Below are 12,239 nucleotides of genomic sequence, written 5' to 3'. Positions count from 1 at the left end.
GCTCTACCTCCTGCGTGACGCACCGCCGCAAGGCTATCTTTATAATGATTGCATCTTCAATGGGGAAGGCCGCTCTCCACACTGAGCAGCTCGGCCATCCGGGCGCGGTGCACGCTCGGCGGATCGAACAGTTCGTGGGTCGACCGGGCGCGCTTGAGGTAGAGGTGGGCGGGGTGCTCCCAGGTGAAGCCGATGCCGCCGTGCAACTGCACCGCCTCGTGGGCGGCGTGCAGGTAAGCCTCCGAGCAGTACGCCTTGGCCAGCGACGCGACCAACGGGAACTCCGGGTCGCCGGTGGCCCACGTGTCGAGCGCGCGGTAGGCGGCCGAATGCGCGGACTCCACCGAGACCAGCACATCGGCGAGTTTGTGCTTGACGGCCTGGAACGAGCCGATCGGCCTGCCGAACTGCACGCGGTCACGCGCGTACGCGGTGGTGGCCTCCAGCAACCACCGTGCCCCTGCCGCCTGTTCGATCGACAAGAGGGTGGCGGCCACGTCCAGCGTGTGGTCGACGAGTGCGGCGCCGTCCGGGGCCGCGACGCGGCGCGCGGGCACCGCGTCGAGGTCCAGGCGGGCTTGACGACGGGTCAGGTCGAGGGTGGCGAGCGGACGCCGGGTCAGGCCGACCGCGTCGGTGCGTACCGCGAACACCTGCGGGCCGTCGTCGGTCGACGCGGCGACGAGCACCAGGTCGGCGGTCATCCCGTCGGTGACGAACCACTTGGTGCCGGACAGCGTCCAACCACCGTCACCCTGCCGCGCGGCGGACGTGTGGGATGTGTGGGCGGAGGTGTGGGCGGACGTACGCCACCGCCCGTCGGCCTCGGCGACCGCCACCGTGGCGACGGTCTCCCCCGCGGCGATGCCCGGCAGGTACGCGGCACAGGCCTCGGCGTCGCCCGAGGCCACCATGACCTGCCCGGCGAGCGCGGTCGACAGGAACGGGCCGCACATCAGCACGCGGCCCGCCTCGGCACACACGACGCCGAGTTCCGCGATCCCGCCGGCTCCGCCGTACTCCTCGGGCACCGCGAGCCCGGTGACCCCCAACTCCCCCGCGAACCGCCGCCACACGTCGGGGTCGTGGCCGACCGTCGACTCCATGGCCCGCCGCAGCGCCGCCTCGTCCGCGTGCTCGGCCAGAAACGCCCGTACGGTCCGGCGCAATTCCTCGCGCTCGTCGATTCCGCTCACACCCACGGCACACTCCTCCGCCTCTGCTCTCCGTGCTCCGCACGCCCGTCCGCAGCCGGCCCGATCCGCGGATCCCGCCGGGTTTCCGCCACCTGGACCGGACCCGGGAACCGATCCCCGGCCCGCCCCGTCACACCGCCATGCGAAACGACGACGGCACCCTCGGACCGGCGGGCGCGTCCCCGGGCCGGTCCACCGCAACGCCCGGACGCCGCCCCCGGCGGCGCGCGATAGCCGGGCTCGCGATCAGCGTCGGCCTGGTCGCCACCGCCTGCACCTCCGGCTCGGACGAGCCCGAGATCCAGCCCTCGCTGTCCGCCCCGCCGCCGGGATCGGCCGGACTGACCGGCGAGGCCGCGGACTTCCGGGCCAAGATGCTGAAGCTCTCCGCGTACGACTCGTGCGAGGCGCTGCTCGACGACTTCCGCAAGGGCGCGCTCGCCCGGGCCGCGCAGCCCCCGGTCATGGAGGCGGCCGGCGAGCCGGGTCCCGGCCTCACCGGCGACCGGTCGGCCGAGGACTTCGCCAACGGGTCCGCCGCGGCACCCGCCGCGCCGCCCGGCGCCGCACCGCAGGACGCCGAGAGCGGGGCCAAGGCCCCGGGCGACGGAAGCACCGCGCCCGGCTACTCCGGCACCAACGTGCACGAGCAGGGCGTGGACGAGCCCGACCTCGTCAAGACCGACGGGCGCCGGGTGGTCACGGTCGCCGACGGAACGCTCCGCGTCGTCGACGTCACGAGCCGCGCGCAGACCGGCAAGCTCGCGCTGCCCGGCGGGTACGCGACCGAGATGCTGCTGTCCGGCGACCGCGCGCTGGTGATCATGCCGAGCGACAAGGTGGCGTACGACATGCCCACCGGCGGCGAGGCCACCTCGTCGAGCCGGATCGCGGCACCGCCCACGCGGTCGAAGCTGGTCCTCGTCGACCTGTCCGGCCAACCCAGGGTCCTGGGCGAACTCGCCGTCGACGGCTCCTATGTGGATGCCCGTCAGATCGGCGCCACGGCGCGCGTGGTCATCCGCTCGTACCCGCGCGGCCCGGTCGTCGACTCCCCGGGCGGCGACGACTACAAGTCCAAGTACACCAAGGCGGTCGCCAAGACCACGGTCGACGACTGGCTGCCCGGCTACACCCTCAAGACCGGGGACCGCACCAACAGCGGTCGGCTCGTGGAGTGCGGCAACGTCAGCCGGCCGGACACCGAGGCGGGGGCACCGGGCCACTCCGGCGCGTCCACCGTCAGCGTCCTGTCCTTCGACCTCGCGCGCGACCTGGGCACCGGCAGCCCGGTGACGATCGCCGCGGACGCCAACACCGTGTACGCGTCGTCCGGCAACCTCTACGTGGCGGCGAACTACCACCCGTACTACACCACCAAGTCCAAGCCCGGTGGCGGACCGATGATGTCGAGCCGCACCGCGCTCTACCAGTTCGACATCTCGGGCACCGCGGCGCCGCGGCACGTGGCGTCCGGCGACGTCGAGGGCGAACTGCTCAACCAGTACTCGCTGTCGGAGTTCGACAACCACCTGCGCGTCGCCACCACCCTGCAGCGTCAGCCCGGTGCCACCGCGCAGCCGAAGAGCGGGAGCTCCGGCGGCACGGGCAAGTCCGTCCCGAACACGTCGGGCTCGGGCAGTTCGGGGTCGGGGTCGGGTTCGGGCAACTCCGGTTCGGACACGGTCGTCGCGCCGGAGATGGCGCCGATCCTGGCGACCGAGAGCGCCGTGGCGGTGCTCAAGCGCAACGGCACCGAACTCGTCCAGGTCGGCCGGGTCGACGGTCTCGGGCGCGGGGAGCGCATCTACGCCGTACGGTTCACCGGCGCCGTCGGGTACGTCGTGACGTTCCGCCGCACCGACCCGCTCTACACCCTCGACCTGGCGAACCCGACGGCACCCAGGGTGGTCGGGGAGCTGAAGATCAACGGCTACTCGGCGTACCTGCACCCGGTGGACGGCGGCAAGCTCATCGGCGTCGGCCAGGACGCCACCGACTCGGGATCCCGACTGGGCACCCAGGTCTCGCTGTTCGACGTGGCGAACCTGGCCGCGCCGACCCGGATCGCGAACTTCACCGTCTCGCAGGGCAATTCCGAGGCGGAGATGGACCCGCACGCGTTCCTGTACTGGCCGGCCACCGGGACCCTGGTGATTCCGCTGCAGGCCGGGTACGGCACCACTCGGCCGGGAGCCCCGCCGTCCGCGGGCAGCACCACCGACGGCGGCACCGGTGCGGTCGCACCCGACTTCGCGCCCGCCCGCACCCAGGCGCTGGTCCTTCGACTGCAAGGCGGCTCCTTCGTCGAGGTGGGGCGGATCAGTCACCCGTCGGCCGACTCCATGCGGCGTTCGCTGGTGATCGGTGACGCGCTGTGGACCGTCTCCTCCGGCGGCGTGATGGTCAACGACCTGGACGACCTCGGCCAGCGGGCCTGGGTGCCGTTCGCCTAGGACGTCACGACGACCCACCCTCGAACCCCGGGCCGGGGCCGCGGAAATCGGCGGGCTCGGCGGCGGTCCCCCCGCCGCCGAGCCCGCCGTTGCGTGCACACCCCCCGGCGGCGCGCACGGTCCGGTCAGTCGCTGGCGGGAAGCGCCTTGGCCTCCTTGACCACGAGCGGTTCGCCGCCGTCGGCGAGGGTGCCCGCGCCGGCCTTCGTGACCAGCACCTCGAACGTGTCGTCCGCCGCGAGGGTGTAGCGCTTGCCCAGCAGCGCTCCACCGGCCAACTCCGTTTCCGGGGCCAGGCCTTCGCGTACCTCGGCGTCGATGGCCACCATCGGGCGCCCGCCGCACGTGAGGTCGACGCCGCCCGCCGGCGGGCGGACCACGATGACCTCGGTCGTGCAGACCTGGCTGCGCAGTCGCGCCCCGGTGCGGATGGCGGGGGTCGCGGGGGTTGCCGCGTTGTCGGTGTTGCTCACGTGCCGCTCCTTGTCGAACCGTCGTACCTGCTGTGCCTGTTCTGCCCGTTCTGCCTGTTCTTCCTGTTCTGCCGGTGATGCGCGTGCTGCTTGTCGTGCCTGTTCTGCCGTCGCACCTGTGGTACCTGACGTGCTTGTCGTGCTTGTCGTATCAGGGAGCCGTTCCCGACACACCTGCCGTGCGCGCCGTGCCGGTCTAGGAGGCGTCCGCCGGAGCGGTGGTCGGCTGCGGCGCGCGCCCCGTGGTCAGCCGGCTCCAGCTCTCCAGGTCCCGGTCGTCGGCGCGGCGGCCGACGTGCGTGACGGTGTCCACGTCCTGCGCCTCGGCGCGCAGCGCGGCGACGGTGCAGCGCTCGCGCGGACGGGTCGAGAAGGGGTCGAAGCGGTAGTGCCGCATCGCGTTGCCGTGCGTGATGCGGTCCACGAGTTCGTCCGGCAGGTCCGCGAAGAGCGTCTCCAGCTCCTCGGGGGCGCTGGGCCAACTGCTGTCCGAGTGCGGGTAGTCCGACTCCCAGCACACGTTGTCGGTGTTGAAGTGGTGCAGCAGGTCGACACCGACCGCGTCGCTGATGAAGCAGCACAGCATGTGCTTGCGGAACACGTCGGCGGGACCGGAAAGCCCCTCGGGGAAGGTCGCCTTCGTCCAGCCGGAGTGCCGCCGCTGCACGTGCTCGGCGCGCCACAGGAAGTACGGGATCCACCCGATGTCGCCCTCGGTGAGCGAGAACCGCAGGTCCGGGAAGCGCTCCCAGAGGTCCGCCCAGATGAGTTCGACGAGCGAGAACGTCGACATCGTGGACGACAGCGTCATGTTGACGCTCGCCGGCGCGTCCGACGACGACGGCGCCCGCCGCGACGACGAACCCACGTGCAGGCACAGGACGGTGCCCTCGTCGCACGCCGCCGCGAAGAGCGGGTCCCAGTAGCGCGTGTGGATGCTGGGCAGTTGCAGCGCCTCGGGGTTCTCCGAGAACGTCACGGCGTGCACGCCCTTGGCCGCGAGCCTGCGCAGCTCCGCGACGGCGTGCTCGACGTCGTACAGCGGCAGGATGCCGCACGGAATGAAGCGGTCGGGGTACGCCCCGCACCACTCGTCGGCGTGCCAGTCGTTGTACGCCCGGATCATCACCTCGTTCACCGTGCGGTCCGGCCCCTGCCACAGCACCTGGCCGGAGAACCCGGTGAAGTTCGGGAAGTTCAGCCCCGCGAGCTGGCCGCCCGCGCTCATGTCGCGCACGCGCTCGTGCACGTCATAGCAGCCGGGGCGCATCTGGTCGTAGCGGCTGGCGTCGATGTTGAACATTTCCGGCGGCTTGCCGGCGACCGCGTTGAGGCCGAGGTCGCGGCCGCGCGCGTCGCCGTACATCCACTGCTGGACGCCGTCGTCGCGGAGGACGACGCGTGGCGCCCGGTCGCGGTAGCGGGCGGGGACGTGGGCGTCGAACATCGTGGCCGGCTCACAGATGTGGTCGTCCACGCTGATGAGGATCATGTCGTCCTTGCGCACGACTGCCTCCAGGGGCCTTAGATCTCTATCTTTATAAGAATAGAAGAGCGCGGCCGATGCTAACCCAGGGCGGCCACGGAGTCGAGGAGTCCGGCCAGCGCACCGGTGAACACGTCGTTGTCGTCGCCGACGACCATGTGGCCCGCGTCGGCGACGTCGGCGAACGTGGACCCCGGTATCAGCGCCAGCATTTCGCGTACCGCCTCGACGCTCACCACGTCGGACTGGCGGCCGCGGACGATCAGGGTCGGCACCGCGACCTTCCGGGCCGCGTCCGCGAGGCGTTCGGGGGTGACCTCGGGTCCGCGGCCGCCATCGGCGCCGAGGCTCCCCATGAAGGCCGGGTCCCAGTGCCAGTACCAGCGGCCGTCGGCGTGCCGGCGTACGTTGCGGGCGAGCTTGGCCGGGTCGGTGGGGCGGGGCCGGTCCGGCTGGTAGCCGTGCAGCGCGTCGGCCACGTCGTCGAGCGAGGCGAAGCCCGACCGGTGCGCGAGCATGAAGTCGCGGATGCGGTCCACTCCCTGACGCTCCGTCCGGTGCGTGATGTCGACCAGCACCAGCCCCCGCGCGTGCCCCGGCGCCTCGCCCTCGGCGAGCAGCGACACCCAGCCGCCGAGCGACGCGCCGACCAGGACCGGCGGACGGCCCTGCTCCGCGGCGACGGCGTCGGCCACCGCGCGGGCGTCCGCGACGAAGGCGTCGATCGTGTAGTCGCCGTCGGCGGCCCAGTCACTGTCGCCGTGTCCGCGCTGGTCGAGCGCCAGCGCGGTCCAGCCGTGGGCGGCCAGCGCGGCGGCGGAGCGGGTCCACGAGCCCCGAGCCTGCCCGCCGCCGTGCAGGAGCAGCACGGTGCCTTGCGGCGGCCCGTCCGGGTCCCAGCGGTCGGCGACCACGTCGAGGGGGGCGCCCTGCTGGTTGCGGGTCCCGTACTCGAGGGCCGAGAACCGTACCTGACGAGGCGTCGGGTCCATCGTTTCTCCTTGCGGTGTGCCAGTCGTGCGGAGTCGTGTACTGCATGTGGGGCCGTGTCCTGCATATGTACTGTGCACATGCCGAGCCGTGCGGCGGCATCCTCGCGCGTGCGGCGTGAATGATCCAGATGCGCGCAGCGGAAGTGCGGTCCCGGAGAGCCGAGGTTGGAGGGCCGAGGTGGGAGAGCCGGGTGGGACGCCGGCCGGAGCGCGGGCCGGGTGCTACAGCAGTTCGAAGACGGCGGTCAGCCCCTGGCCGCCGCCGATGCACATGGTCTCCAGGCCATACCGCGCGTCGCGCCGCCGCATCTCGTGTAGCAGGGTCGCCAGGATGCGCCCGCCGGTGGCGCCGACCGGGTGGCCGAGCGAGATGCCCGAGCCGTTCACGTTGAGCCGGTCGAAGTCGGCCTCGCCGAAGCCCCATTCGCGCGTGCACGCGAGAACCTGCGGGGCGAACGCCTCGTTCAGCTCGATCAGGTCGATGTCCGCCAGCGTCAGCCCGGCACGCTCCAGGGCCTTCGCGGTGGCCGGCACCGGGCCGATGCCCATCGTCGCGGGCGGGACCCCGGCCACCGCCCAGGCGACCAGGCGGGCGTACGGGCGCACGCCGAGCCGCTCGGCCTCGTCGCGGTGGGTCACCAGGCACAGCGCGGCGCCGTCGTTCTGTCCGCTGGCGTTGCCCGCGGTGACCGTGGCCTCCGCGTCCTGACGCCCCATCACGGGCCGCAGGCGGCCGAGGGTTTCGACGGTTGTGTCGGCCCGTGGGTGCTCGTCGGTGTCGACCAGCACATCCCCCTTGCGGCCGCCGGGAACGGTGACGGGCACGATCTCGTGCGCGAACGCCCCGGACTTCTGCGCCGCGACGGCGCGCATGTGCGAGGTGTATGCGAGTTCGTCCTGCTCCGCCCGGCCGATCCCGTACTCCCGCCGCAGGTTCTCCGCCGTCTCCAGCATCCCGCCCGGCACTGGGAAGTTGCGGCCCCCTGCGGTGACCCGGCCCCGGGCCAGCCCGTCGTGCAGCGCGATCCCGTCGCCGCGCGCGCCCCAGCGCATCTGCGTCGAGTAGAACGCGGTCTGGCTCATGCTCTCCACGCCGCCCGCGAGCACGCGGTCGCTCACCCCGGCCGCCACCTGCATCGCCGCGTACAGCACGGCCTGGAGCCCCGATCCGCAGCGCCGGTCTATCTGAAGGCCGGTCACCTCCACCGGCAGGCCCGCGTCGAGTGCGACGACCCGGCCGATCGCGGGCGCCTCGCCGTTCGGGTAGCACTGGCCGAGGATGACGTCGTCGACCTGCTCGGGGAGCAGCGCCGTGCGGCGCACCAGTTCGCGTGCCACGGTCGCACCCAACTCGGCGGCGGAGACGTCGCGGAACGCCCCTCCGTACCGTCCCACCGGTGTCCGCAGTGGCTCGCAGATGACCGCCTCGCGCATATCCGCCTCCAGGTCGGGCGGCCCGACGGACCGGCGCGCCTCAGCGCACGAGTCGGGACCGCACTCTGCGGGCCGCGTCCTCGCGGCCCGTGTAGCGCTGCGTCGCGTCCAGGTGCCGGCCGGCGATCCGGGACGCGCGGGCCGAGTCGCCCGCCTCAATGGCGTCGACCAGCTTCTCGTGGTCGCGCAGGCCTGCGTCGAACGCCTCGCGCGCGGGTTGCGAACCGGCCGCCGACGCCTCGCGCACCCACTCCTCCTCGTGCCGCGACCACACCTGCTCCAGGCCGCCGACGACGAGTGAGAGCGTGGCGTTGCCGCAGCCGGCCACCAGCACCTCGTGGAAACGCCGTGCCGCCTCGTTGAAGGCGGGTGCGTCGCCCGTCATCTCCCGCTGCTCGGCGAGTACTTCGCGCAGCGCGGGGACGACGGAGTCGGCGCGGTCGGCGCGTTGAGCGCACAGCGCGGCGCAGATCGGCTCCAGTTCGATGACGGCGGACCCGAGGTCGGCGAGCGGTGCCTGCTCCGCCTCCAGGACCAGGGCGAGGGTGTACGCGACGCGCGCCGAGGTCGGCAGGTGCACCGTCCCGCCGCCGACGTTGCCGCGGCGTACCGTCACCAGGCCCTCGGTCTCCAGGATCCGCAGCGCCTCGCGGACCGAGGGGCCGCTGACGTTGAACCGCGCCATCAGGTCCTCCTGCCGGGGCAGGCTCTCGCCCTGGCGCAGGCGTCCGGCGAGGATCTCCTCGCGCAGGTCGTCGGAGACCATCTCGGCCAGCCTGGGCTGGCGCATCTGCCGCTGACGCATGTGGGTCCCGGTTCCCGTCTGACGGGCTCTGACGAGCGGTTCTATCCTGCTAAAGATAGTAAGGTATGGCGCCCGCCCGCAGCCCCACCTTCCCGAGCCGGGCTGTCGTCGCCAGGCGCGGACCACCCCTCCCGGCCCCGGGGTTTCGCGGTTGCCGTGCGACCGCGTCCTCAAGGTACTTGCGGATCTTGACGCAGCGTCATAGGAACTTAACTAAGTCAAATAATTGGGCACGGGAGGCGGGTCAATGGGACGACTGCGGGAAAGGGTCGCGGTCATCACCGGTTCGGGGGCCGGAATCGGGCGCGGCATCGCGCGCAAGATGGCCGCGGAGGGCGCACGAATCCTCGTGAACGACATCCGGCCGCAGGCCGCGGAGGCGGCGGCCGAGGAAATCAGGAAGGACTTCGGTGTGGACGTGCTCGTCGTCCCCGCCGACGTCACGGTCAAGGAGCAGGCGACGGGCCTGGTCACCGCGGCGGTCGAGCGGTGGGGGCGCATCGACGTCCTGGTCAACAACGCCTGGGGCGGCGGCCGCATCAACCGCCTGGAGAACAAGACCGACGAACTCCTGGACCACGGGCTGCACATGGGCCTGTGGTCCGGCTGGTGGACGATGCGCGAGGCGTTCCCGCACATGCGCGGCGCGGGCGGCGGCAGCATCGTCAACATCTGCTCGCTCAACGGCGTGAACGCCCACCAGTTCACCGCCGAGTACAACATCGCCAAGGAGGCACTGCGCGCGCTGACGCGCACCGCCGCCCGCGAGTGGGCGCCGCACCAGATCCGCGCCAACGTCATCTGCCCCGGCGCCAAGACCGAGGCGTTCGCGGCGTACGCCAAGATCAACCCGACCGGCGCCGCGGAGGCGGAATCCCGCAACCCCATGGGACGCATGGGCGACCCGGAGGACGACATCGGCGGGGTCGCCGTCTTCCTGGCGTCCGACGACGCTCGGTACGTCACCGGGAACACGCTGTTCGTGGGCGGAGGCAGCCACATCAACGGGGTCGCCTGGGCGCCCGTCCCGGAGGAAGAGCGCACAGCGTAGCGAAACGCCTCGAAACGGTGGCACTGAGTTGCCGTCCGGCGGCCCCCGCGTTGTCAATCGCACATCCGGGGGCCGTTTGTCGGTGGGCCGTCCTAAGCTCGGAATCGTGATCGACGCCGACGGAACCGCGACGCTGGAACTCGCACTCGAGAAGCACCGGGTGGAGTTGACCGGCTACTGCTACCGCATGCTCGGTTCGCCTTTCGAGGCCGAGGACGCGGTCCAGGACACGATGGTGCGTGCGTGGCGCGCGTACGACCGGTTCGAGGGCCGCTCGGCCCTGCGGTCGTGGCTGTACCGGATCGCCACCAACGTGTGCCTCGACATGCTGAACGGCAAGGAGCGCAAGGCGCGTCCGACCGACTTCACGACGGTCGGGTCCGCCGAGAACCCCACGCTGACGACGCATCCGGAGAACACCTGGCTCGCGCCGACTCCCGACCACAAGGTGCTGGTCGGTGGCGACCCGGCCGACGTGGTGGTGTCGCGCGACTCGGTGCGCCTGGCGTTCGTCGCCGCGCTCCACCACCTGCCGGCCCGCCAGCGCGCCGTCCTGATCCTGCGCGAGGTGCTGGCGTGGCAGGCGTCCGAGGTCGCCGAACTGCTCGACACCTCGGTCGCCTCCGTGAACAGCGCCCTGCAACGCGCCCGTGCCACCCTCGCCGCGGTCGACGTCGCGTCGACCGACCTCGAGGAGCCCGACGACGAGGCGCAGCGGGAGCTGCTGGCCAAGTACGTCAAGGCGTTCGAGAGCTACGACCTCGACGGCCTGGCCTCCCTGCTGCACGAGGACGTCACGCTGTCCATGCCGCCGTTCGAGCTGTGGCTGCGCGGCGCGGACGAGGTCCGTGCCTGGATGCTCGGCGTCGGCAACGGATGCCGTGGATCGCGCATGATCCCGGTGGTCGCCGCCAACGGCACACCCGCGTTCGGCCAGTACCGTCCGGCCGGGCCCGGCCTGCACGAGCCGTGGGCGCTTCAGGTCATCGAGATCTCAGAGGGTCGGATCGTCGGCCTCAACTCGTTCCTCGACACCGAGCACCTGTTCCCCCTCTTCGGGCTCCCGGACCGCCTGGAGTCGTAGCGCGCGGTCCGAGGCCGCCGGGGCGCGGTTCAGCGGCCCTGGCAACCCCGGCGGCCCCGTGACCGGTACGGCGCCGCGCAGGCCGACGAGTCCCAGCAGGTCGGTGAGTGCGGGCGGGGCGTCCCTGATCTGGTACGCCCGGTCGCGGCGCCGCGCCAGCAGCCGGAGCCGCGCCAACGCGTCGACCAGTGCGAGATCGGCCCGGCAGTCCGCCCCTACGTCGCACACCAGGCGGGCACCCGGCACCCGGGCCAGCATTTCGTCCACCCGCGCGCACAGGCCCGGGACATCGGCGCGCACCAACGCGCCGATGTCCACGACCACCGCCCCCGCGACGACACGCACTTTCACCGTCGTACCCCTTCCGCCGACTTCCCGCCGAGGCCGCGGCCGACCCGGAACCGCACACGTGTGCGGACCGGCCGGGACGCGGCAAGTCACGGGCCGCCGTGAACATCCCGGCCCACCTATGCAGACCGCCCCAACCACCGAAACTCATCGGTCGCCGACGACCGAACGTGATCATCCGCGTGCGGGGTCGGGCGGACCCGGTACGCGGATCGGGCCGTGGGTGTCGGGAGTGGGGACGGAGCCGGGCAGGTCCCAGGCCGGGCGAGGCCGGGTGCCGGGTCGTCGGTGCGCCGGATTCCCGTATGACAAGCGCCACCTGGCGGACCGTCAGATGCGCCGTGCTTGCTATACAAGGGGTGCCGGAGACCGTTCGTCAGGGAGATTTCATGGCCGTCACCACGTTCACGGATCTGCAGCAGATCAAGGATTCGCTGGGCAAGCACCTGGGCTACAGCGAGTGGCTGGAGGTGACCCAGGACCGCATCAACCTGTTCGCGGACGCGACCGGGGACCACCAGTGGATCCACGTGGACGTCGAAAAGGCCAAGGAGGGCCCCTTCGGGGCGCCGATCGCGCACGGCTACCTGACGCTGTCGCTGTCGAACCTCTTCCTGCCGCAGATCGTCGAGGTCCAGAACATCTCGATGGGCGTCAACTACGGCGTCGACAAGATCCGCTTCCCGAACCCGGTGCGGGTGAACCAGCGCATCCGGGGCGGCGCCGAGATCGCGGCGGTGAGCGATGTCCCCGGCGGAATCCAGGTGACCATCAAGATCACCGTCGAGATCGAGGGTGAGACCAAGCCCGCCTGCATCATCGAGTCGCTGACGCGCTACCTGGCCTGAGGCGTCGGCCGGACCGCGACGCCGGGTGACCGGCGGGTCCGAGGTGTTCCGGGCGGGCGTACGGTC

11 protein-coding genes are annotated in these 12,239 nt (G+C 71.9%); 4 read left to right on the top strand and 7 right to left on the bottom strand.

Translation table 11 applies throughout. From position 1 onward, the window contains the following. Positions 1–56: 56 nt before the first annotated feature. Positions 57–1,202 carry an acyl-CoA dehydrogenase family protein gene (locus tag ACWD12_RS23915; RefSeq protein ID WP_450101236.1) on the bottom strand — a complete coding sequence of 382 codons (1,146 nt, stop codon included), beginning with the start codon at positions 1,200–1,202 and terminating at the stop codon, positions 57–59. Between the two features lie 134 nt (positions 1,203–1,336). On the opposite strand from ACWD12_RS23915, the gene ACWD12_RS23910 reads away from it, so the two are divergent. Next, the gene (locus ACWD12_RS23910; RefSeq protein ID WP_450101235.1) at positions 1,337–3,652 is read left to right on the top strand and encodes a beta-propeller domain-containing protein; all 2,316 of its coding nucleotides are present in this window, start codon (positions 1,337–1,339) and stop codon (positions 3,650–3,652) included. 125 nt (positions 3,653–3,777) lie between these two features. On the opposite strand, the gene ACWD12_RS23905 is transcribed toward ACWD12_RS23910, so the two are convergent. From ACWD12_RS23905 to ACWD12_RS23885, 5 genes are all read right to left on the bottom strand, one after another. Next, positions 3,778–4,125: a hypothetical protein gene (locus ACWD12_RS23905; RefSeq protein WP_358363648.1), complete on the bottom strand. Its 348-nt coding sequence runs from the start codon at positions 4,123–4,125 to the stop codon at positions 3,778–3,780. 196 nt (positions 4,126–4,321) lie between these two features. Further along, entirely contained in the window at positions 4,322–5,632 is a 1,311-nt protein-coding gene (locus tag ACWD12_RS23900; protein ID WP_358363650.1) for an amidohydrolase family protein, read from the bottom strand. Between the two features lie 59 nt (positions 5,633–5,691). Further along, the gene (locus tag ACWD12_RS23895) at positions 5,692–6,603 is read right to left on the bottom strand and encodes an alpha/beta fold hydrolase (protein WP_450101234.1); all 912 of its coding nucleotides are present in this window, start codon (positions 6,601–6,603) and stop codon (positions 5,692–5,694) included. Positions 6,604–6,825: 222 nt separating this feature from the next. Continuing rightward, on the bottom strand, positions 6,826–8,037 hold the full coding sequence (locus ACWD12_RS23890; protein WP_450101233.1) for an acetyl-CoA C-acetyltransferase: 1,212 nt from the start codon (positions 8,035–8,037) through the stop codon (positions 6,826–6,828). Positions 8,038–8,077: 40 nt separating this feature from the next. Next, positions 8,078–8,842, bottom strand: a complete 765-nt coding sequence (locus ACWD12_RS23885) for a FadR/GntR family transcriptional regulator (protein ID WP_358363655.1) — start codon at positions 8,840–8,842, stop codon at positions 8,078–8,080. A 247-nt stretch (positions 8,843–9,089) separates the two neighbouring features. Here ACWD12_RS23885 and ACWD12_RS23880 point away from each other — a divergent pair, with 247 nt between their 5' ends. Both ACWD12_RS23880 and ACWD12_RS23875 read left to right on the top strand, forming a co-directional pair. Next, entirely contained in the window at positions 9,090–9,893 is an 804-nt protein-coding gene (locus ACWD12_RS23880; protein WP_450101232.1) for an SDR family NAD(P)-dependent oxidoreductase, read from the top strand. Positions 9,894–9,999: 106 nt separating this feature from the next. Then, positions 10,000–10,977 carry a sigma-70 family RNA polymerase sigma factor gene (locus ACWD12_RS23875; protein WP_450101231.1) on the top strand — a complete coding sequence of 326 codons (978 nt, stop codon included), beginning with the start codon at positions 10,000–10,002 and terminating at the stop codon, positions 10,975–10,977. Here ACWD12_RS23875 and ACWD12_RS23870 read toward each other — a convergent pair. Continuing rightward, the gene (locus tag ACWD12_RS23870; RefSeq protein WP_450101230.1) at positions 10,888–11,328 is read right to left on the bottom strand and encodes an STAS domain-containing protein; all 441 of its coding nucleotides are present in this window, start codon (positions 11,326–11,328) and stop codon (positions 10,888–10,890) included. The genes ACWD12_RS23875 and ACWD12_RS23870 overlap by 90 nt on opposite strands. A 386-nt stretch (positions 11,329–11,714) precedes the next feature. Between ACWD12_RS23870 and ACWD12_RS23865 the strand changes: the two genes are divergently transcribed. Continuing rightward, the gene (locus ACWD12_RS23865) at positions 11,715–12,173 is read left to right on the top strand and encodes a MaoC family dehydratase (protein ID WP_358363663.1); all 459 of its coding nucleotides are present in this window, start codon (positions 11,715–11,717) and stop codon (positions 12,171–12,173) included. Positions 12,174–12,239 lie beyond the last annotated feature (66 nt).

Source organism: Streptodolium elevatio (assembly GCF_053592165.1).
The sequence above is the reverse complement of the archived record's forward strand: the minus strand, read 5'-3'. Positions and strand labels throughout refer to the sequence as shown.